The organism is Chenggangzhangella methanolivorans (assembly GCF_019797865.1).
GTDB lineage: Bacteria > Pseudomonadota > Alphaproteobacteria > Rhizobiales > Methylopilaceae > Methylopila > Methylopila methanolivorans.
The window spans coordinates 4,441,639-4,461,269 of sequence record NZ_CP081869.1; the positions used below are offsets into that span (position 1 = coordinate 4,441,639).

Sequence of the window (19,631 nt, forward strand, 5' to 3'; positions counted from 1 at the left end):
GTCTGACATATCTGATTGCGGCGTCTCCTCGCTTCTCGGCCCACCGCAATGTTCCGTTTCCGCCGCTTCCGCGCGACCGAATCCGGCAATGTGTCCGTCATGACGGCGTTGCTAAGTCTGCCGTTGATTCTCATCGCTGGCGGCGGGGTCGACCTCATGATGCACGAGCGTCAGCGGGTTAGGCTTCAGGACGCCCTCGACTCCGGTTTGATCGCGGCCTCCGCGCTGCTGCAGCCAAACGCCGCCGAGCCGACGGTCCGCTCCTATCTCGACGCGGCCGGCTTCAAGGACTACCGGCTGACCGTCAGCGAGACCAAGACGGTCTCCTCCCGCGCCGTGACCGGCTCGGTCGCGCTCGACATCAAGACCAGCTTTCTCGGTGTCGCGCGCATCCCCACCATGTCGGTGAAGGCCGCGGGCGCGGCCGAAGAGGCGTTCAAGGACATCGAGATTTCGTTCGTGCTCGATCTCTCGGGATCGATGCGCGGCGCCCGCATCAACGCCATGCGCCCGGCGGCCAAGAACTTCATCGCCCAGCTTCTGACGCCCAAGACCAAGGACTACACGTCCATCAACCTGATCCCGTTCGCCGGTCAGGTGAACGTCGGCCATGCGGCTTACAACGCCTTTGCGGGCGCGTCCGCGCGCAAGCATGACAAGTCGTCGTGCTTCTCGGTGCTCGAGCCGACCTACACGGAATCCATTCCGGACTTCCCGACCCAGGATCAGGTTCCGCAGTTCAGCACCTGGGTGGTGGGCACCAACACGGGCTTCGACCCGTGGAACTGCCCGACCGAAGAGACCTCGATCTCATACGTGTCGAACGACGCCGCCGCGCTTCAGGCGAAGATCGACGAGTACCATATGTTCGACGGCACGGCGACGCACATCGCGATGAAGTGGGGGCTCCATCTGCTGGACCCCGGCTTCCGCTCCATCCTGCTCAAGGCCAAGCTCGCGGGCGTCTCGCTGGCCCCTGCGCAATTCGCGAACCGGCCGGCCGCCTATTCGGACAAGACGCTGAAGGTGATCGTGCTCATGACCGACGGCGAGGTCGTCGGTCAGTTCCGGCCGAAGTCCGGCGAATACGTCAACGAGCAGCCGGTCACGAAGAGCCCGGACTCCAACAAGCAGATCCTCTCGGCCTCGACGAACCTGTCGAACATGAGCGCGGCCTGCGCCGCCGCCAAGGCCCATGGCGTGGTGGTCTACACCATCGGCTTCGAGGTGAACGGGTCAGACCCGAACTTCCTCTCCAAGCTCAAGGCCTGCGCGTCGAGCCCCGACAAGTTCTACGAGGCCAAGACGAGCGACATCAGCCGCATCTTCCAGGACGTCGCCCGCAGCATCTCGCCGCTGCGGCTGACCAACTGACATGGCGGCCCGCTTCGCTCTTCTCCCGACGGCGCGCCGCTTCGCCCGCGGACGCGACGGCGTCGCCGCGATCGAATTCGGCATGGTCGGGCCGCTGTTCCTGGCGCTGGTGCTCGGCACCTTCGACGTCGGCGGGCTGATGCTGCAGTCGATGCTGCTCGACCGCTCGGTCGACAAGGCGGTGAGGACCGTGCGCGTGCAGGGCGGCGTGTCGGCTGTCGTGCAGGACCAGTTCAAGGACGCGGTCTGCGGCGGGATGCTGCTGTTTTCGACCGGCTGCGCGGCCCGGCTCACCGTCGAGATGACGGTGATCAAGGCGGCGTCGAGCTTCCCGAGCACGGGGGTGACCTGCGTGTCGCGGACCGCGCCGAAGCCGACGGTCACCTACAACAGCGGCGCGCGCTCCGAGATGGTGCTGGCGCGCGCGTGCCTCAACGTCGATCCGCTGATGCCGTTTCTCGGAACCGGCCTCGGCCTGCCGCGCAACGCCTCCGGCGGCTTTGACGTGGTCGCGACCAGCGGATTCATGAACGAGCCATGAGCCGGGCGAGCCTCATAGGGCGCATGCGGCGCGCGATCGGCCGGCGGTTCGCAGCCGACGAGAACGGCGTGGCCGCGATCGAGTTCAGCGTCGTGGTGCCGATCCTGATCGTCGTGGTGCTCGGCGCCGCGACCTATTTCGTCATGGGCCGCGAGGACTACCGCAGCAAGCGCGCGACCTATGTGGCGGCCGACATCATCGCGCGGCAAAACAGCGTCAGCGACAGCTATCTCGCGCTGGTCAAGACGCTCGCCGAACGCATCGCGACCTCGAACGCGCGCACCATCGGGTTCCGGGTGACGAGCGCAACCAAGATCGGGCCGCTGTTCGTGGTCAACTGGTCCTACGCCACCGCGCCCTACGCCAAGCGCACGCTGATCGACAGCGCGCTGGTCTCGACGCCGCTTGCGGGGATTGGCGAGTCGATCCTGATGGTCGAGACCTCGACGCCCTACAGGCCGCTGTTCGGCCTCGCGGGCCTCGCCCAGGCCACGCATGAGAACGTCTCCTTCGCGCGGCCGCGCAACGTCTCGCAGGTTCTCAAGGTCGAGTAAGCGCGGGCGGCTGTCGCGCCGGCCGGGCGAGCCCGCTATCATGGGCGCGCAAGCCGGAAGGAGAACCGCGCGATGGGACCTTGGCGATTCGGACGCGCGGCGGCGCTGGCGCTGACCTTCGCGCTTGCGGGGCCGCAGGCGATCGCGGGCCCCTCCGACGTCTCCCGCGAGATGATCACGGCCGATCCCGCGGCGCCGGTCGGCGGATCGGCGGACGGCGACGTCACGATCGTGGCCTATGTCGATTACAATTGCGGTTTCTGCAAAAAGTCCGCGTCGGCGCTTGAGAAGCTGGTGAAGGACGACGGCAAGATCCGGCTGGTCTACAAGGACTGGCCGATCCTCGCCGAAAGCTCGGTCTTCGGGGCTAAGCTCGCGCTCGCCGCCAAGTATCAGGGCCGCTATGAGGCCGCCCACAAGGCGCTGATGACGCTGAAGGGCGGCTCGGTCTCCACCGACCGGATGGAGGCGGCGGTGGCGGCCGCAGGCGTCGACATGGCGCGGCTCAAGACCGACGCGGCGGCGAAGGACAAGGAGATCGTCGCGCTGCTGAAGCGCAACGACGCGCAGGCGCGCGGCATGCTGTTCCAGGGCACGCCGGTCTACCTCATCGGCCCGCTGAAAGTGGCGGCCTCGCTGGACTACGCCGAGTTCAAGGAAGCCGTGGCGCAGGCACGCGAACGCGCGGCCAAGCGCACGCTGTGACCTCGTCCGCGCCGGGCGGGGAGGGCGTGACGCCCCCTCCGGAGCCGAGCCGCGCCCAGAGGGTTCGGGCGAAGCTGCTGGCGGGCGTCGGCGGGCTCGCCGCGGCCGGCCTCTCGCTCGGGCTCGCCATCTGGGACAAGCGCCAGCAGCCCGACGTTCCGACGATCGAGCTCGGCCAGCCGGTCGAGGCCGGGCGGTGGACCGTGCGGCTCATCGGCGCGCGGCTGTCGTCCGAGACGCCGGACGGCCGTCCGGTTCGCGGCGGCGGGCAGGCGCTCGTGGTCGACATGTCGCTCGAGAACCGCACGGCCGAGAGCTCGAACCTCTATTCGGACGTGATCCGCCTGAACAACGCGCCCGCGGGACTCGAGCCGCGTCCCACCTTCTATCTCGCGCGCGACCGGGAGACGCTGCGGGCTCTCCAGCCGCGGCTCGTCGAGCGCGTCTCGGCGGTGTGGGTCTGGCCTGCAGGCGCCACGACGCCGGAAAACCTCGCGGTGACGCTGACGGGCCTCACCTTCAAGCCGCGCGACAACCTCTACGGCGCGCCGATCTGGAGCAACGCGCGCGAGGTCGCGACCGCGACGCTGCCGCTCGGGGCCGGGGGACGGCCATGACGCTGCGGGGGGCGCTCAAGAGCCTCGCCGTCGTGGCGGTCGCCGCCGCCGCGCTCGCGGCGATGCGCTTCACGACGCCGGGCTATGCGACGCTCACCGGACCGATCGAGCAGTCGGCGATGATCGGCGAGCGCGCCGAGGGCAGGGCGTTCGGCGCCAGGATAGGCGCGCCGCGCTTCGCCAGACGCGTGCGGGCGAAGATGATCGCGAAATCCGTGGTGCGGGACACCGAGGGCGTCTGGGTGGTGGTTCCGGCGGAACTCTGGGCCACGACCGAGACCGCGACGGTGATGGGCGCGATCTGGGCCGGCCCGAGCGGGCGCAGCTATTCGGCGGATGTGCGGGTGGACAAGGCGAAAGCTCTCGTCATCGGCAAGCCGCTGCAGCCGGGGCTCTCGCGGCGCGGGCTGATCGTGTTCGAGATCCCGGCCGACGAGGCGGCCGGCGCGCGGCTGAAGCTGTCGCTGACTTCGGACCCTCGGCTCGACACGCAGCTCTCGTTCGCGGCGACGGGCGAGGGGGCCATGCGGATCGAGGACGAACTGGATCTCGACGATGGCGACCTCCACGGTTGAGGCTCCGCGGGGGCGCCCGCGGCTCTGGAGCCTTCTGGCGCTCGCCGTGCTGCTGCCGGCCGCCTTCGCGATCGCGAGCTGGCGCGACGTGAAGGATCTCCTGTGGGCCGGGGAGCTCTCGCCCGTCGCCGTGCCGGCGGGCGCCGCCGCGCCCTACGCCGGCGCGCGCTTCCGGCTGGACGCGTTCAAGATCGTGACCGGCGAGCGCGGCGACCCCCGGCTCAAGATGCCGCCGGACCGCGCCCTCGCGTTGGTGCGGCTGGAGGCGGTCGCCGAGCGCGACGTCGGCGAGCTCGAATGGCTCGCCTGCGCGCTGACGGTGTTGGACGACAGGGGGCGGCGCTGGAAGCCGCTGTTCCTGACGCTGACGCGCGACGTCGAGAAGGCGATCGTTCCGGACGCGCAGGAGACCAAGGGCTGTTCCGGCGCCGCGCTCGCGCCGAAGCCCGCGGGAACGAGGCTCTTGGTGCAAGAGGCGTTTCTGGTCCCGCGCGATGCGCTTGCGAGCCTCAAGCCGTCCTTCTCTGTCGGCTCCGCGCGGCCCGAGGCGTTGCGCTTCGAAGGCGCGGCGGAGCGGCGATGAGGGGCGTCCCTCTCCCCGTGCGGAGAGGGTAGGGTGAGGGCTGAACCGCCGCCTTGTCCGTGAAGGGCGCCGCCCGCACCCCCCATCCGTCCTCGGCTTGGCCGAGGCCGCCTTCTCCTGCAAGGAGGGAAGGAAGACGGGCGGCGCGCTCACCCCCGCTTCCGAAACCTCGCGCCGCGCGAGAAGGCGATCTCGATCGTCGCGGCCAGCAGGCAGATCTTTAGCGGGGTGACCAGAACCCCGTCGCCAGGCGCCGAGGGCGTCCCGAACAGCAGCGAAATCCCGTTCGACAGCGCTTGCCATTCACGAAGCTCGTGCGGGCCGATGACGAGCGCCGCGCCGCTCCATGCCCAGGCGGAGAGCCAGTCGATGAGGCGGAACAGCACGACGGCGGTCGCGATCAGCGCGACGCCGCTCGTGAGCGTGAGCCGCACGCCGTTCGCGATGGCGCGGTAGCGCTTCAGCAGCCCGTCGACGAAATGACCCACGAAATCGCGTGCGGCCTTGGGCGACGACCGCCAGCGCGCCAGCGCCTGCGCGCCGCGGCCTGCCGCCGGCTCGTCCACGCCATGGACGTCGTAGCCATAGATCAGCGCCGCGATGGTGAGCTGGACGAGCGGATAGAGCGCATAGAAGAACACGCCGGCGAGCGCGTCGCCGAGCGCAGGCGGCGTCTGCTCGATCGGCGGCGGGACGCCGGCGGCCTTCGCCACGCCGATGAGGGCTCCGATCGTCTCGGGGACGATCGCGAGCGCGGCGAGGATCTCGTTCTTCCAGTTCGAGATGACGAACAGGCCGATGAAGGCCCAGAGCGCCTCGCAGGTGACGATCAGCCAGTCCCAGGCGGCCGTGCCTGTCTTCGCCCGCATGTGCTTGGCGAAACGCCTTATGGCCCAGGCGAGCGCGACCGAGGCCGCAAGCCACGCGCCGCCGGAGACGTCCAGAATGTTTCCGCTCTCGCCGAAGGGCGTCAGCGCCAGCGCGTGCTTGGAGTAGTCGCGGACGGCGTCGGCCAGGAACCCCCAGGCGGCGTAGATGGCGAAGAACGGCGCAAGGGTGAGCGTCACCGCGGAGGCGTAGCGCCGGGCGGTCTCGCCGCGCCGCCGTCGCGGCTGCGCATCGGGGAGGGGCTCCGCGCCGCTCGTCCGGGCGGCTTCGAGCGAGGGCAGGCCGGGGCGCGCCGTCTCGTAGAGCGCCACCACCATCACGAGATGCGCCAGCACCACAAGGGTGAGGGCGGTCAGCCCCGCGAGCCGGTTGAGGAAACCGAGCGCGACCGACGCCTCGATCAGCAGTTCGCGGGCGATGAGCCCAAGCGTCGCGACGACGGCGAGCTGCGGCCCGTAAGACCAGACGAGCCGGCCGGTCAGCGCGACGAGCGCGATCGGAGCGGGCGTTCCGGCGGAGGGGGAGGCGGCGGCGAGGTCGGTCATCGCGCGACCACTTAACGCTGTGGCGGCTGCGGCGTCGAGTTCTCCCCTCTCCCCTTGCGGGAGACGGCGGCCAGCACGAAACGCTGGTCGGATGAAGGGGGCGGCGGCGCGCGATGCGACGCCGCGGAGGTTCACCCCTCGCCCTCAAGCCTCTCCCACAAGGGGAGAGGAGATCGGCAGGCGTCGCGCCTTAGTTTCAGAAGGCGCGCGCGTTTCGATTACAGAATCTGCCCGAGGAACGTCCGTGTGCGCTCGTCCTTCGGGTTGTCGAAGAACTCCTCCGGCGGGGCGTGCTCGACGATCACCCCCTTGTCGGTGAAGTAGATGTGGTCGGCGACGTCGCGCGCGAACTTCATCTCGTGGGTCACCAGAAGGCAGGTCATGCCCTCTTCCGCGAGCTCGCGGATGGTGACGAGCACCTCCTTCACCGTCTCCGGGTCGAGCGCGGCGGTCACCTCGTCGAACAGCATGATGTCGGGCCGCATCGCGAGCGAGCGGGCGATGGCGACGCGCTGCTGCTGGCCGCCGGAGAGCTCGCCCGGATAGTTGTTCTCCTTGCCCGTCAGGCGGACCTTCTTGAGCAGAGCGTGGGCGCGCTCCTCGACTTCCTTCTTGTCCTGCTTCAGCACGTTGATGGGGGCCATCATGACGTTCTGCAGCGCGGTCTTGTGCGGGAACAGGTTGTATTGCTGGAACACCATGCCGACCTTGCGGCGCAGCTTCAGCTTGTCGAGGTTGGGGTCGTTGACCTCCTGGTTCTCGACGGTGATCGAGCCCTCCGTGATGTCGACGAGCGCGTTCATGCAGCGGATGAGGGTCGATTTGCCCGAGCCCGAGGGCCCGATGATGCAGATCGCCTCGCCCTTCTTCACGTCCATGGACATGCCCTTCAGCACCTGGAAGGAGCCGAAGGATTTGTGCACGTCCTTGACCCGGATGATGGGCTGGTCGGGGGTCCAGGCGGGGGCGGAGGTGGCTTGCGGCGCGGCCATGAGCGGGACTCCTTACGTCTTGACGTTGAAGCGGCGCTCAAGCCGCTGCGTGAGTTTCGAGATCGGCCAGCAATAGGCGAAGAAGCAGAGGCCCGCGAAGCCGTAGAGGGGCGCGAACAGCTCCGGCCGGCCGCCTTCGGCCGCGTGGACCTGGGCGGTGAGCGTCAGCATCTCGCCGACGCCGACGATCGAGGCCAGCACCGTCGCCATGGTGATGAGCGAGTAGAGGTTCATCCACGGCGGCAGCATGCGCTTCACGCACTGCGGCAGGATGATCTTCCAGATCGTCTGGGTGCGGGTGAAGGCGAGGCTCTCCGCCGCCTCCCACTGGCCGCTCGGCAGCGAACGGATGGCGCCGCGCAGGAGCTCGGAGACATTCGCCATGACCGGCAGCGAGAAGCCGATGATCGCCTTGAACCAGTCGGGCAGCGGGATGGTGACGCTTCCGATCGTGATCTGGAACGGGATCATGAACATCGCGAAGAACAGCAGCACCAGCCAGGGCGAGTTGCGGAAGAACTGCGTGAAGAACCAGCTGAGCTTCGCGACCCACTTTCTCTGGCTGATCTGGCCGAGGCCGAGCAGGAGGCCGGTGATAGTCCCGAGCGCCATCGAAGCGACCGAGATGACGATGTTGAAGATGAAGCCCTTGAGCAGCAGCGGGGCCCATTTGAGCACGACCGTCAGCGGCGTCGCGGGGGCCGTGGTGGTGGCCTCCGAGACGGGCGCGGCGGGCGCGTCGCCGGCCGGCGCCTGGCCGTTCGCGACCTGCGCCACCATCAGGATCGCGAAGGCGATCATCAGTGCGTCGTCGAGAGCTTCGGAAGCCTCGGCAGCGCCGGAAGCTTCGGGAACTCGAGCGGAGCGCGGGGCTTCGGCTCGAGCAGGACCGCCATGGGCTTTTCGGACGCCGGCCGGTCATAGGCGGGCGCGGCCGAGAAGGGGACGTCGCGAGCGAACATCGGGCTGCTCATCGGCCGCCTCCCTGGCCGTAGCCGGGAACCGCCATCGAGCGCTCCCAGGCGTTCATCGCCCACACCAGCACGCCGACGAGCGCCACATAGGTGAGCAGCAGCACCACCATCATGGTCGGCACGTTCTGCGCGTCGGTCCAGATGTTCTTCGAGGCGTAGAGCAGCTCCGGCACCGCGATCGCATAGGCGAGCGAGGTGGTCTTGAGCAGGTTCACGAGGTTGTTGTTGAGCGCCGGCAGACAGACCCGGATCGCAAGCGGCAGCACGATGTGGATGTAGGTGCCGAGCCGCGTGTAGCCGAGCGCGGCGGCCGCCTCCTTGGTGGAGTTCGGCACGGCCTCGATGCCGGATCGGAAGATCTCGATGTTGAACGCGCCGGCGAACAGCGACAGCGAGAAGATCGCCCACTGCACGTTCGTCAGCAGCGGCGCGCGCATGCCGTCGGCGTCCTCGATGTAGGGCAGCAGGTTCGAGATGCCGAAGTAGAAGAAGAAGATCTGCACCAGCGGCGGCGTGTTGCGGAACAACACGATGAAGCCGTTGATCAGCCAGCGGACCACCCGGAAGTCCGAGCCCTGCGCCCAGGCGCCCACGACGCCGATGATGAGGCTGAAGAACAGGCTGACGACGCTGAGATAGATCGTCATGCCGATGCCGGAGATGAACCGGTTCCGGTCGAACTCGTCGTGCAGGATGGTGAGGTTGACGCCAGTGTTGTCGAGGATCCAGCAGCCGACCGACTGGATGGCGTCGACGGAAGCGACGTCACACGCCATGCGCGCGCCCCCCGCGGCCGCGGGCCGCCTGTCCTGACGATTGATACGAACTCATCTGCCTGCCCGGCCCCCGTTCGATTGCGCCCAATCTTGTGGATAGGAACGGCGCCTGCGGCGGCGCCGAAAGAGGCGGGGCCGGCCGGATCGCTCCGGCCGGCCCGCTCGCCGAACTCAGCTGCCCTTGGCCTGCTCGTGCATGCGCTTGGAGTAGTCGGTCGACTCGATGCCCCACTTCTTCTCGAGCTCGATGACCGTGCCCTGCTTGAACCAGTCCTTGGTCGTGTCGGAGAGGAACTTGCCGAACGCCTCTTCGCCGGTCTTGGCGCCCATGATCCAGGGCGTCTCGAGGATGCCGGGGAGCGGCTTGTAGTAGCCGGACTTCCACTCGTCATCGAGCAGTTTGCCCTGCACGAAGGTCTGGTCGTAGAGGTAGCCGATGCACTCGCCCTGCTTCAGCGCGAACAGCGGCTTCTCCGAGCCGTCGAACGCCTTGATGGTGACGCCGTACTTCGACTCGACTTCCTTGTTGTAGAACGAGCCCGAGGTCGCGCAGAGCGTCTTGCCCTTCAGGTCTTCCCACTTGGTGTACTTGGCCTTCTGGGTCATCAGCACGTTGACCGCGTCGGAATAGTACTGCGGGTCGATGGCGAGCACCGACTTCCGGCGCTCCGGCTTGTCCGACATCGTCGCCATGACGAGGTCGATCTTGCCCTGGTTGACGAACTCGATGCGGTTCGACGCCACGACCGGCACGAGCTCGAGCTTCACGCCGAGGCGCTTGGCGAGGTCGGCGGCGAGGTCGGGCTCGATGCCGACGATCTGGCCCGAAGGATCGCGGAAGCCGAACGGCTTGTAGTCGGCCTTGACGCCGACGATCAGCGTGCCGCGCGATTTGATGTCCGCAAGGACATCCGCGGAAGCGGGGGCGACGGAGCCGAGGGCGAACACAGCAACGGATGCGGCGAGGATTTTTTTCATATGCTTCTCAGTCCTTTGCGATCGGTCGGGACGAGGGCCCCCCGCCGCGGACTGCCGCAGCGTCCCGTCGTCTTGGACGCAATGCCGCACCAAACGGACCGCGACGTCAAGCGAGGCCGCCGATTTTCTGTGCGGCGCCTAAAGGCACGTCGAGGGGTGGTGAAAAAAGCGCCGCAGGGCGCGGCGGACTGGAAAAAGAGGGCGTGCGGCCCGACCGTCAATGGAACCCGCGAAGCGCGAGCGCCCAGATCACGAGCGGCACGATCGAGGCGGTCCCTGCGACCCCAAGGGCGAGCGCGCCGTAGGCCAGCACGCTTCGCGTGCGATCCGTCGCCGCCGCGACTGCGCTCAATGACGACCACGTCGACATGTGTCCGCTCATATCCGCAGAACCCCACCCCACGCCGCCAAGGTTAACGAATTATGACGGTCTCGCCATAGGTGGAACCGCGTAGGCGTGCAAAAAAATCAGGCGAGCCGCTTAATGCGGCCCGCCGTCAGTCTGTTGAAAACTCGACTGGAGTCCGGTCGGCTTAGAACCGCTCTCCGCGGAAGGAGCGCCCGCCGCCCTGCTGCTGGCCCATATCTGACTGGCCGAAAGCCCGTCCGCGAAGCCCCTGGCCGTCTCCGCCCGAACGACGGGGCATGACCATCCGCTCGAGGTTCGGCGTCCGGTCCCGCCCGACCAGCCGCTCGGGCTGGCGTCCGCCGAAATCGCGCTGCGGGAAGCGGCTGTCCGGGAAGACCTTGGCGGGCGGGCGACGCTCGCCGACCTCGCGGTTCGGCTTGCGGCCGCGGCCGGGCTCGGCCTGCTCGACGTCGCGGTCGTTCAGGCCGGGTCCGTCCGTGCCCTGTCGGCCGGGACGGCGGCCGCGGATCACGACGTCGTCGGGCTGAGGCTCGAAGGTTCGGACCTGACGGTCGGGCCGGCGCGGCCCACGCTGCGGGACGTCGATGTCCTGCATGCGCGGACGGCGGCTGAGGCCAGGCGCCGGGGGCGGACCGTTGTCCTTGAGGCTCGGTCGGAACGGCTTCGGATTGTCCGGGCCGGGCTGGTCGACGTCCTTCGGCTGGTCGCCGTTCGGGTTTTTCGGGTCGTTAGGGTTCTTGGGATCCTTCGGCTTGCACTGGTTGATGGTCACGTCGATGTCGACGTCGTTGAAGACGCTCGTCCAGTTCCACACCCAGGAGCCGATGAAGGTCGGCGACCACGGCGCGAACACGTCGATGTCGATGTTGACAGACGGGCCGACGATCCAGCTCGGCAGCACGAATACCGAGACGCCGTCGACGAAGCGGATGTCGGTGACGTAGGTCGTGGACTTCCAGACGTCGCCGTAGTTCACGACGGTCGCGCCGGGTTCGCAGGTCGAGCCGAACTTCTTGGCGTCCATGAAAGTCCAGAGCTTGTCGTCGTCGAACGCCTCCATTTTGGCGGGCGTCAGCTCGGCGTCCGGCGGGGTGGGGGCCCAGCCGACCCACTCGTCGCTCGTGCGCCACACCACCCAGCCGGGGCTGAACTCGGCGCCCGGCTGCCACAGCCAGCCTTCCGTTTCGTCGTGGAACCAGCGGCCGTAGTGGTGGACGATCGCGCCCCACACGGTCTTGTCGGAGAAGTACCAGCCGAACTGCTTGGTGTAGACCCAGTCGCAGGCTGGATAGGGATGCCAGCCCTTCGGCGTGACGGTCGGCTTCCAGACCTCGCCGTGCTTGTCGTGGGCGATGAACTGGCCGTAGTCGGCGAGCGTCTGCTTCATCTCCGTGATGGTCGGGGCGCTCCTGGCCTCGGCGACCGCGGGGGCGATGAGGACCGCGCCCGTCAGGGCGAAAGGCGCGGCGGAAAGGCCGAGCGCGAGGGCGGCGCCTGCGAACGACGAACGGATGATCGGCTTCATGATGTCCTCCATGGCGGGCGCCGGACGGTGAAGGGGTGCGGGCGAGGCCGGCCTTTTGGGGCTTCGGCGTCTCGTCTCTCCCGCGGCTCCGATCGTCGTTCGTCCCCTTCGGCTGTTCAGGGGGCCGCGCCATCGCGGCCCTTGCGACGGTTTGGTCGGAGGGGCCGGGCCGGAGGTTCACGCCGCGTCGCAAGAATTTTTCGAGGCCGTGACTGCGTATCCGTCCATTCGTCTAAGCGCTTGGGCGGCTCGAACCTTTCGGCGTCGCGATGCGACCAAGGAGGTTGGGACGCCAGCGCGAGCAACCGCCAAGTCGAACGACGGCCAAAGCTTGCGTTGACGCCCCGCGGGCGCTGTGGCCAAGATCGCCGCAGGGTCGCTTGTTGAAATTGATCTGATGATCAGCGGTGGTAAGCGCCGCCGTGGGGATAGGCTCATGACATCGTCCGGCAGCGCCCGCCGTCCGTCGCGCTCCAGCCGCGCAGCCGCGGCGTCCTTGGTTTCCGCGCTCGCGATCGCGCTCGCCGTGGCGCCGCTTCCCGCGCTCGCCCAGTCGCGCGGCGACAAGGGCTACGACCGCGTGGCGCGGCCCGGAAAGCATCGCGGCGGCGGAGGAGGCGGGGTCGGCGCAGGGATCGCGGGCGCGATCATCGGCATCGGGGCCGGGCTCCTCATCGAACATGCGCGCGCCAAAGCGGCCGAGCGCGAGGAGATCGTCGAGGAAGAGGTAGAGCGTCCCCGCAGGCGGCCTGAGCGCCCGAAGACGGAGAAGCCAAGGCCCGAACGGCCGAAGGTCGTGCGCGCGACGCCCGAGGATCTCGGGCCGTCGCCGAAGCGGAAGGTGGAGCCCAAAAAGCCCGAGCCCAAGGTCGCGCGCCAGACGCCGCCGAAGGACCGCGCCCCGAGGTCCGCCGACCGCAACCGCCCGCCGGCTCCTCCCTCGGGCGCGGCTCCGCTCGTTCCGGCCGGGTCCGCCGCGGCGCTTGCGGCCAACGGCGCGACGAGGGCGCCGGACGAGGTGCTGTGCGAGATCCGCGTCGGCACGCCCGATCCGGAGATCGTCGCGATCGGCCGGCGCCAGGGGCTGGAGCGGCTGTCGATCGAGCGGTTCGCGCTGACGGGAACCACCGTCGTCAGATATCGCATCCGCAATGGCCGCCCGGTCGACGCGGCGATCTCAGGTCTCGAGCGCGAGCCGGCCGTCGCGAGCGCGCAGCCCAACCACATCTACCAGCTCAGCCAGCAGGCGAATTCGGCTCTGATCTCCACCCAATACTCGGTCGCCATGATGCGGCTCGAGGACGCCCATCGCGAGGCGACCGGCGAAGGCGTCGGCATCGCGGTGATCGACTCCGCGATCGATCCGAACCATCCGGCGCTGAGAGGCGCGGTGGTCGAGACCTTCGATCCGATCGGCGGCCAGGCGCGGCCCCATTCCCACGGCACGGCGGTCGCGGCGCTCGCGGCGGGCCGGGGCGCGCTCATGAGCCCGGCGCCGCGCGCCGGCATCTATGCGGTCCGCGCCTTCGCGCCCGAGCAGGCGGCGAAGTCCGGCGCCCAGGGCACGACCATGCACATCCTGCGCGGGCTCGACTGGGCCGCCGGCCGGGGCGTCAAGGTGGTGAACATGAGCTTCGCGGGACCAAGGGACGCCAAGATCTCCGAATTCATCGCGGCCGGCGCTGCCAAGGGGGCGATCTATGTCGCGGCCGCCGGCAACGCCGGCCCGTCGTCGCCGCCGCTTTATCCCGCGGCCGATCCGAACGTGATCGCGGTCACGGCGGTCGACGCCCGCAACGACCTGCTTCCGGTCGCCAACCGCGGACCGCATCTCAGCGTGGCGGCGCCGGGCGTCGACGTGCTGGTCGCGGCGCCCGGCGGCGGCTACGGCTATCTCAGCGGAACCTCGATGGCGTCCGCGGAAGTCGCCGGCCTCGTCGCCCTCATGGTCGAGGCCAAGCCCGGCCTTGCCGCCTGGCAGGCCCGGGCCGCGCTCGTGGGGTCGGCGCGCGATCTCGGCGCGCCGGGGCCTGACGCCGAGTTCGGCGCAGGCCTTGCGGACGCGCGGGGCGCGCTCGACGCGCTTGGCGAGCCTGGCGCGGACGCCGTCGCCGAAGCGCCGGCGGCCTCCGGCCAGACGGCGGCCGCAGCCGAGCTTGCGGAGCGTCCGTGACCTCGACGCGCATGGAAAATCCGCGTCGCGTCGAACCTTTCGCGCTCTCCGCGCGACACACTTCCGAACCGCGGCGCGCGCCGTGACGGAGGTCTCGGACGACGTCCTCATCCAGCGCATCGCGGGCGGCGACAGGGCCGCGATGCGGACGCTGTACGGGCGCCATTCCACGCGCGTGCTGCGCTTCCTCATCCGGCTCGTCCGCGACCAGTCACGGGCGGAGGATCTGATGAGCGACGCGTTTTTCGACGTCTGGCGGCAGGCCTCGCGCTTCGAGGGGAGGTCGAGCGTCTCGACCTGGATCCTCTCGATCGCGCGGTTCAAGGCGCTGTCGTCCATGAGGAGGCCGGGCGAGCGCGAGCTCGAATCCGAGATCGCCGAGGCGGTCGAGGACGAGGCCGACACGCCCGAGGTCGTGGCGCAGAAGGCCAGCAAGGCCGAAGCGCTGCGGCGCTGCCTCGGCCAGCTTTCGGCCGAGCATCGCGAAGTGGTCGACCTCGTCTATTATCACGAGCGAAGCGTCGAGGAGGCGAGCCAGATCCTCGGCGTGCCCGCCGCGACCGTGAAGACCCGCATGTTCTACGCCCGCAAGCGCCTCGCCGAACTGATGGCCGCCGCCGGCCTCGAAAGGGGCTGGCCATGAGCGCGGAGAGAACCGGCGCCGACAAGACCGGCCGCGGACCCGCCCATGAGGTCGACCTGCTCGCTCCCTGGGCCGCGATCGACCGTCCTCGACGCGGCCGACATGGCGGCGCTCGAACGCCTGATCGCCGACGAGCCTGAGCTCGGGCGGCGGCTGGAGAGTTCGCGCTGGAGGAGCGCGACGAGACCATCGCGCTCAACGAGGCGCTGCCTGTCCCCTCCAACGCCGCGCGCGAAAAACTGTTCGCGTCGATCGACGCCCATCAGGCGTCGCGCGCCCCGAAGGCCGCCGGCGCGATGCGCTGGTTTTCGGCGCGGATCGCCGCGCTCTCGCCGCAGACGCTCGCCTGGGGCGCGGCCGCGGCGGCGCTCGTGATCTTCGCGCAGGCCGGCATCATCGGCGGATCGTTTCTCGGAGGGGTGGAGGAGAGCGGCTCGACCTATCAGACCGCCTCCGACGGCTCGGCCTCGCAAGCCGCCGCGGGCCCGACGGCGCTGGTCTCGTTCCAGCCGTCCGCGACCGCGGCCGCCGTCGAGGCGGCGCTGCGGGAGGCCGGCGCGGAGATCGTCGGCGGACCGAAGCCCGGCGGCGTGTTCGTGATCCGCGTCGCCGGCGCCACGACGCCGGACGAGCTCGAGCCCTCGCTCAAGCGCCTGCGCGGCCATGCCGACGTGGTGAAGTTTGCGGCTCCCGGCGGACAGTAGGGCTGACAGGCCCGCCTCCGGTTGCTAGGAGGCGGGTCCGATCCCCATATCGGCGCTCAAGATGACAGGCACCACACGTACCGGCGAAGGCCTCGACGCCGACCGTCGCCGCGCCCTCTACCGTTCTTGGCGGCGCGGCACGCGCGAAATGGACCTTCTGATGGGCCGGTTCGCCGACGCCGAGATCGATCGCTTCACTCCGGAAGAGTTTTCGCAGTTCGAGGCTCTGATCGAGGTCCAGGACCGCGACCTGTTCGCCTGGATCGCAAATAAGGAAGCACTTCCGGAGAGTTACGACACGGAAGTGTTCCGGCGTCTCAAGGCCTTTCACGAGGCGTTCCCGACGACGGAACACATCGGGTAGCGCCGCCGCTCTTGTCCCGGCCGTGAGCCGGGACCCAGAACCGATGCGGCTGAAGCCAAGTCCGATCGCGCCGTTTTCTTCGGACGCGGCAACGTTTATGGGTCCCGGCTCAAGGCTGGGACAAGGCGTACGCGCTTTCGGCGCATGACATTGACGACCAGATGACCCTGAAGCTCCCAGCCCTTCTCGAACTTCGGCCCGCCACCGTCGGAAACGTTCCCGACGGCTTCGACGCCCTCGTGGTGGCGGACCTCGCCCGCGCGCTCTCGGCCAAGGCCCACGACGCGCAGGGCGTGCTGCATGTCTCGCGCGACGCCTCGCGGATGGCGGCGCTCGAGCGGGCGCTCGCCTTCATGGCCCCGGACGTCGAGCGGCTGACCTTTCCGAACTGGGACTGCCAGCCCTACGATCGCGTCTCGCCCAACGCCGCGATCGTCGCCGCCCGCACCACGACGCTCGCGCGCCTCGCCGGCTCGCGCGGCGGCGAGAAGCCGCGCGTGGTGCTGACGACGGTCGGCGCAGCCGTGCAGCGCGTCGCGGCGCCCGACGCGGTCGCGCGGCAGAGCTTCTCGGCCGCGCCCGGCAACGTCGTCGACCTGAAGACGCTCGCCGACTGGCTCGAGACCAACGGTTTCATGCGCGCCTCCACAGTCCGCGACTACGGCGAATACGCCATCCGGGGCGGCATCGTGGACCTTTTTCCGGCCGGCCACGCCGAGCCGATCCGGCTCGACTTCTTCGGCGACACGCTCGAATCCATCCGCCCCTTCGATCCGGAGACCCAGCGCTCCACCGGGCAGCTGCGCGCGCTCGATCTCGTGCCGATGTCCGAGGTGCAACTGACCTCGGAGACCATCCGCCGGTTCCGGCAGGCCTATACGGCGACCTTCGGCGTGGCGGGGCGCGACGATCAGCTTTATGCGGCGGTGAGCGAGGGCAGGCGCTATCCGGGCATGGAGCATTGGATGCCGCTGTTCCACGAGCGGCTCGCGACCATCTTCGATCACCTGCCGCAGGCGCGCGTGGTTCTCGATCCGCTGCTCGACGACGCGGCCGGCGAACGCCTCGCCCAGATCGCCGATTATCACGAGGCCCGCGCCGAGGCGTTGAAGCACGACAAGTCCGGCGCGACCTACAAGCCGCTTCCCGCGGACGCTCTTTATCTTGCGCCGAAGGAATGGAAGGAGCGGCTCGACGAAACCGCGCCGATCCGGCTGACGCCGTTCTCGCTGCCCGAGGACCGCTTCGGGCGCGTGTTCGACGCCGGCGCCCGTGGGGGCCGCAGCTTCGCGGCGGAGCGCGCCGACGAGAGCGCCAACGTGTTCGACGCGGTGGTGGCGCATATCAAGGCGCTGAAAGACGACAGGAAGCGCGTCGTCGTCGCCGCCTGGACCGACGGCGCGCGCGAGCGCCTCGGCACGGTGCTCGGCGATCACGGCCTCGCCGCCACCCGGCCCGTCGGCAGCTGGCGCGACGCGATGGCGCTGCCGCCGGACGCGGTCGCCCTCGGCGTTCTCGGGATCGAGCAGGGGTTCGAGACCGACGACGTCGCGGTGGTGGCCGAGCAGGACGTTCTCGGCGACCGCCTCGCGCGCGGGCCGAAAAAGAAGAAGCGCGCGCAGGACTATCTGACCGAGGCCGCGGGCCTCGCGCCGGGCGACCTCGTGGTCCATGTCGACCACGGCATCGGGCGCTTCGTGGGCCTGAAGACCATCGAAGCCGCAGGCGCGCCGCATGACTGCGTCGAGCTGCATTACGCCAATTCCGACAAGCTGTTTCTCCCCGTGGAGAACATCGAGCTCTTGTCGCGCTACGGCTCGGAGGACACCGAGGCCCAGCTCGACAAGCTCGGCGGCGTCGGCTGGCAGGGCCGCAAGGCCAAGCTCAAGAACCGCATCCGCGAGATGGCGGGCGAGCTCATCAAGATCGCGGCCGCGCGCATGACCAAGGAGGCGCCGCGTGCCACGCCGCCGGAAGGCCTTTACGACGAGTTCGCGGCGCGCTTCCCCTATGACGAGACCGAGGACCAGCAGGCCGCGATCGACGCCGTGTTCGACGATCTGGCGGCCGGGCGCCCGATGGATCGCCTCGTCTGCGGCGACGTCGGCTTCGGCAAGACCGAGGTGGCGCTGCGCGCGGCCTTCGTGGTGGCGATGACCGGCCGGCAGGTCGCCGTGGTGGTGCCGACGACGCTGCTGTCGCGCCAGCATTTCCGCACCTTCGCCGAGCGCTTCCGCGGCTTGCCGCTGAAGGTCGCGCACGCCTCGCGCTTCGTCACGCAGAAGGAGCTGAACGAGACCAAGAAGGGGCTCGCCTCCGGCGACATCGACATCGTGGTCGGCACGCACGCGCTTTTGGGCAAGACCATCGAGTTCAAGGATCTCGGCCTCGTCATCGTCGACGAGGAGCAGCATTTCGGCGTGGCGCACAAGGAGCGGATGAAGACCCTGCGCTCCGAGGTCCATGTGCTGACGCTCAGCGCGACCCCGATCCCGCGCACGCTGCAGCTCGCCATGACGGGCGTGCGCGAGCTGTCGATGATCGCGACGCCCCCGGTCGACCGCCTCGCGGTCCGCAGCTTCGTCGCGCCGTTCGATCCGCTGATCGTGCGCGAGGCGCTGCTGCGTGAGCGCTACCGCTCCGGCCAGTCGTTCTTCGTCTGCCCGCGCATCGAGGACATCGCGGACGCCCGAACCTTCCTCGCCTCCGAGGTCCCGGAGGTGAAGGTCGGGGTCGCGCATGGCCAGATGCCCGCGACCGAGCTCGAGAAGGTCATGACCGACTTCTACGAGGGCCAGTTCGACGTGCTGCTCTCGACCGCGATCGTGGAGTCCGGCCTCGACATCCCCAACGCCAACACGCTGGTGGTCTGGCGCGCGGACATGTTCGGCCTGGCCGCGCTCTACCAGCTGCGCGGCCGCGTCGGTCGCGCCAAGACGCGCGCCTATGCGCTCTTCACGGTCCCGGCCAACAAGACCATGACGGTCAACGCCGAGCGCCGCCTCAAGGTGCTGCAGTCGCTCGAAGGGCTCGGGGCCGGCTTCCAGCTGGCGAGCCACGACCTCGACATCCGCGGCGCGGGCAACCTGCTGGGCGAGGAGCAGTCGGGCCACATCCGGGAAGTGGGCTACGAGCTCTACCAGCAGATGCTCGCCGACGCCGTCGAGGCGCTGAAGGAGGGCGGCGAACAGGTGTTCGACGACCGCTGGTCGCCGCAGATCACGCTCGGCTCGCCGGTGATGATCCCGGAGGAGTATGTCGGCGACCTCGCGGTGCGCCTCTCGCTTTACCGCCGCCTCGCCGACATCGACGACGACGAGACGCTGGAGGCCTTCGCGGCCGAGCTCACCGATCGCTTCGGCCCCGCGCCTTCGGAGGTCAAGCAGCTGCTCGAGATCGCGGCCATCAAGGCGCTGTGCCGCCGCGCCAACGTCGAGAAGATCGACGCCGGCCCGAAGGGCGTGGTGCTGAGCTTCCGCGAGAACTCCTTCGCCAATCCGGACGGCCTCGTGATGCACATCGCGCGCGAGGAGGGGCCGAACGCGAAGGTGCGGCCGGACATGAAGGTCGTGTTCAAGCGCGAATGGGCGAGCGTGAACGCGCGCCTGAAGGGCTCGGCCAAGCTGCTCCGCGACCTCGTGAAGATCGCCGAAGCGCCGCGAAAGGCTGCTTAAGGCGCGTCTGCTGGTCGTTAAGGACGAGGCAGTGGTTTCATCGTAGCCTGCGCGCCGGGTTTCGCGCGCCGGCTCT

The 19,631-nt window shown here is 69.1% G+C and carries 20 protein-coding genes; 13 read left to right on the forward strand and 7 right to left on the reverse strand.

Annotation, left to right across the window (positions count from 1 at the left end):
- The first annotated feature begins 48 nt into the window (after window positions 1-48).
- The 7 genes from K6K41_RS23270 to K6K41_RS23300 all read left to right on the forward strand — a co-directional run bounded on the left by K6K41_RS23270 (window position 49) and on the right by K6K41_RS23300 (window position 4,949).
- Window positions 49-1,374: a TadE/TadG family type IV pilus assembly protein gene (locus K6K41_RS23270; RefSeq protein WP_261402465.1), complete on the forward strand. Its 1,326-nt coding sequence runs from the start codon at window positions 49-51 to the stop codon at window positions 1,372-1,374.
- A gap of 1 nt (window position 1,375) precedes the next feature.
- Window positions 1,376-1,915, forward strand: coding sequence for a TadE/TadG family type IV pilus assembly protein (locus K6K41_RS23275; protein WP_261402466.1), 540 nt, complete (start codon window positions 1,376-1,378; stop codon window positions 1,913-1,915).
- A 23-nt stretch (window positions 1,916-1,938) separates the two neighbouring features.
- Window positions 1,939-2,469 (forward strand): hypothetical protein, encoded by a 531-nt coding sequence (locus tag K6K41_RS23280; protein ID WP_261402467.1) that lies wholly within the window; start codon window positions 1,939-1,941, stop codon window positions 2,467-2,469.
- Window positions 2,470-2,541: 72 nt separating this feature from the next.
- Window positions 2,542-3,174 (forward strand): DsbA family protein, encoded by a 633-nt coding sequence (locus K6K41_RS23285; RefSeq protein WP_261402468.1) that lies wholly within the window; start codon window positions 2,542-2,544, stop codon window positions 3,172-3,174.
- On the forward strand, window positions 3,171-3,791 hold the full coding sequence (locus K6K41_RS23290; protein ID WP_261402469.1) for a hypothetical protein: 621 nt from the start codon (window positions 3,171-3,173) through the stop codon (window positions 3,789-3,791). Before K6K41_RS23285 ends, K6K41_RS23290 begins: the two co-directional genes overlap by 4 nt.
- Window positions 3,788-4,366: a hypothetical protein gene (locus K6K41_RS23295; RefSeq protein WP_261402470.1), complete on the forward strand. Its 579-nt coding sequence runs from the start codon at window positions 3,788-3,790 to the stop codon at window positions 4,364-4,366. Before K6K41_RS23290 ends, K6K41_RS23295 begins: the two co-directional genes overlap by 4 nt.
- Window positions 4,347-4,949, forward strand: a complete 603-nt coding sequence (locus K6K41_RS23300) for a hypothetical protein (protein ID WP_261402471.1) — start codon at window positions 4,347-4,349, stop codon at window positions 4,947-4,949. Before K6K41_RS23295 ends, K6K41_RS23300 begins: the two co-directional genes overlap by 20 nt.
- 149 nt (window positions 4,950-5,098) lie before the next feature.
- On the opposite strand, the gene K6K41_RS23305 is transcribed toward K6K41_RS23300, so the two are convergent.
- The 7 genes from K6K41_RS23305 to K6K41_RS23335 all read right to left on the reverse strand — a co-directional run bounded on the left by K6K41_RS23305 (window position 5,099) and on the right by K6K41_RS23335 (window position 11,997).
- Window positions 5,099-6,382, reverse strand: a complete 1,284-nt coding sequence (locus K6K41_RS23305; RefSeq protein ID WP_261402472.1) for a hypothetical protein — start codon at window positions 6,380-6,382, stop codon at window positions 5,099-5,101.
- A gap of 218 nt (window positions 6,383-6,600) precedes the next feature.
- Entirely contained in the window at window positions 6,601-7,374 is a 774-nt protein-coding gene (locus K6K41_RS23310; protein WP_315855082.1) for an amino acid ABC transporter ATP-binding protein, read from the reverse strand.
- 12 nt (window positions 7,375-7,386) lie between these two features.
- A complete protein-coding gene (locus tag K6K41_RS23315; protein ID WP_261402473.1) occupies window positions 7,387-8,175 on the reverse strand; it encodes an amino acid ABC transporter permease in 789 nt (262 codons plus the stop codon).
- Window positions 8,175-8,348, reverse strand: a complete 174-nt coding sequence (locus K6K41_RS23320; protein WP_261402474.1) for a hypothetical protein — start codon at window positions 8,346-8,348, stop codon at window positions 8,175-8,177. Before K6K41_RS23320 ends, K6K41_RS23315 begins: the two co-directional genes overlap by 1 nt.
- The gene (locus K6K41_RS23325) at window positions 8,345-9,124 is read right to left on the reverse strand and encodes an amino acid ABC transporter permease (protein ID WP_261402475.1); all 780 of its coding nucleotides are present in this window, start codon (window positions 9,122-9,124) and stop codon (window positions 8,345-8,347) included. The genes K6K41_RS23320 and K6K41_RS23325 overlap by 4 nt, the downstream gene beginning before the upstream one ends.
- Before the next feature lie 171 nt (window positions 9,125-9,295).
- The gene (locus tag K6K41_RS23330; RefSeq protein WP_261402476.1) at window positions 9,296-10,102 is read right to left on the reverse strand and encodes a transporter substrate-binding domain-containing protein; all 807 of its coding nucleotides are present in this window, start codon (window positions 10,100-10,102) and stop codon (window positions 9,296-9,298) included.
- Between the two features lie 533 nt (window positions 10,103-10,635).
- Window positions 10,636-11,997, reverse strand: a complete 1,362-nt coding sequence (locus tag K6K41_RS23335; protein WP_261402477.1) for a DUF6600 domain-containing protein — start codon at window positions 11,995-11,997, stop codon at window positions 10,636-10,638.
- Window positions 11,998-12,493: 496 nt separating this feature from the next.
- On the opposite strand from K6K41_RS23335, the gene K6K41_RS23340 reads away from it, so the two are divergent.
- From K6K41_RS23340 to mfd, 6 genes are all read left to right on the forward strand, one after another.
- A complete protein-coding gene (locus K6K41_RS23340) occupies window positions 12,494-14,170 on the forward strand; it encodes a S8 family serine peptidase (protein ID WP_261402478.1) in 1,677 nt (558 codons plus the stop codon).
- Window positions 14,171-14,312: 142 nt separating this feature from the next.
- A complete protein-coding gene (locus tag K6K41_RS23345) occupies window positions 14,313-14,813 on the forward strand; it encodes a sigma-70 family RNA polymerase sigma factor (protein ID WP_261405825.1) in 501 nt (166 codons plus the stop codon).
- A complete protein-coding gene (locus K6K41_RS23350; protein WP_261402479.1) occupies window positions 14,810-14,953 on the forward strand; it encodes a hypothetical protein in 144 nt (47 codons plus the stop codon). The genes K6K41_RS23345 and K6K41_RS23350 overlap by 4 nt, the downstream gene beginning before the upstream one ends.
- A 156-nt stretch (window positions 14,954-15,109) precedes the next feature.
- The gene (locus K6K41_RS23355; protein ID WP_261402480.1) at window positions 15,110-15,517 is read left to right on the forward strand and encodes a hypothetical protein; all 408 of its coding nucleotides are present in this window, start codon (window positions 15,110-15,112) and stop codon (window positions 15,515-15,517) included.
- 61 nt (window positions 15,518-15,578) lie between these two features.
- Window positions 15,579-15,881, forward strand: a complete 303-nt coding sequence (locus K6K41_RS23360) for an FAD assembly factor SdhE (protein WP_261402481.1) — start codon at window positions 15,579-15,581, stop codon at window positions 15,879-15,881.
- Between the two features lie 161 nt (window positions 15,882-16,042).
- On the forward strand, window positions 16,043-19,555 hold the full coding sequence (gene mfd / locus K6K41_RS23365) for a transcription-repair coupling factor (RefSeq protein ID WP_261402482.1): 3,513 nt from the start codon (window positions 16,043-16,045) through the stop codon (window positions 19,553-19,555).
- Window positions 19,556-19,631: the final 76 nt, after the last annotated feature.

Excerpts from the sequence above, each read along its gene's own strand:
- K6K41_RS23270 (WP_261402465.1), top strand. The coding sequence starts at position 49 with ATGTTCCGTTTCCGCCGCTTCCGCGCGACCGAATCCGGCAATGTGTCC.
- K6K41_RS23275 (WP_261402466.1), top strand. The coding sequence starts at position 1,376 with ATGGCGGCCCGCTTCGCTCTTCTCCCGACGGCGCGCCGCTTCGCCCGC.
- K6K41_RS23280 (WP_261402467.1), top strand. The coding sequence starts at position 1,939 with ATGCGGCGCGCGATCGGCCGGCGGTTCGCAGCCGACGAGAACGGCGTG.
- K6K41_RS23285 (WP_261402468.1), top strand. The coding sequence starts at position 2,542 with ATGGGACCTTGGCGATTCGGACGCGCGGCGGCGCTGGCGCTGACCTTC.
- K6K41_RS23295 (WP_261402470.1), top strand. The coding sequence starts at position 3,788 with ATGACGCTGCGGGGGGCGCTCAAGAGCCTCGCCGTCGTGGCGGTCGCC.
- K6K41_RS23300 (WP_261402471.1), top strand. The coding sequence starts at position 4,347 with ATGGCGACCTCCACGGTTGAGGCTCCGCGGGGGCGCCCGCGGCTCTGG.
- K6K41_RS23305 (WP_261402472.1), bottom strand. The coding sequence starts at position 6,382 with ATGACCGACCTCGCCGCCGCCTCCCCCTCCGCCGGAACGCCCGCTCCG.
- K6K41_RS23310 (WP_315855082.1), bottom strand. The coding sequence starts at position 7,374 with ATGGCCGCGCCGCAAGCCACCTCCGCCCCCGCCTGGACCCCCGACCAG.
- K6K41_RS23315 (WP_261402473.1), bottom strand. The coding sequence starts at position 8,175 with ATGATCGCCTTCGCGATCCTGATGGTGGCGCAGGTCGCGAACGGCCAG.
- K6K41_RS23320 (WP_261402474.1), bottom strand. The coding sequence starts at position 8,348 with ATGAGCAGCCCGATGTTCGCTCGCGACGTCCCCTTCTCGGCCGCGCCC.
- K6K41_RS23325 (WP_261402475.1), bottom strand. The coding sequence starts at position 9,124 with ATGGCGTGTGACGTCGCTTCCGTCGACGCCATCCAGTCGGTCGGCTGC.
- K6K41_RS23330 (WP_261402476.1), bottom strand. The coding sequence starts at position 10,102 with ATGAAAAAAATCCTCGCCGCATCCGTTGCTGTGTTCGCCCTCGGCTCC.
- K6K41_RS23335 (WP_261402477.1), bottom strand. The coding sequence starts at position 11,997 with ATGAAGCCGATCATCCGTTCGTCGTTCGCAGGCGCCGCCCTCGCGCTC.
- K6K41_RS23345 (WP_261405825.1), top strand. The coding sequence starts at position 14,313 with ATGCGGACGCTGTACGGGCGCCATTCCACGCGCGTGCTGCGCTTCCTC.
- K6K41_RS23350 (WP_261402479.1), top strand. The coding sequence starts at position 14,810 with ATGAGCGCGGAGAGAACCGGCGCCGACAAGACCGGCCGCGGACCCGCC.
- K6K41_RS23355 (WP_261402480.1), top strand. The coding sequence starts at position 15,110 with ATGCGCTGGTTTTCGGCGCGGATCGCCGCGCTCTCGCCGCAGACGCTC.
- K6K41_RS23360 (WP_261402481.1), top strand. The coding sequence starts at position 15,579 with ATGACAGGCACCACACGTACCGGCGAAGGCCTCGACGCCGACCGTCGC.
- mfd (WP_261402482.1), top strand. The coding sequence starts at position 16,043 with ATGACCCTGAAGCTCCCAGCCCTTCTCGAACTTCGGCCCGCCACCGTC.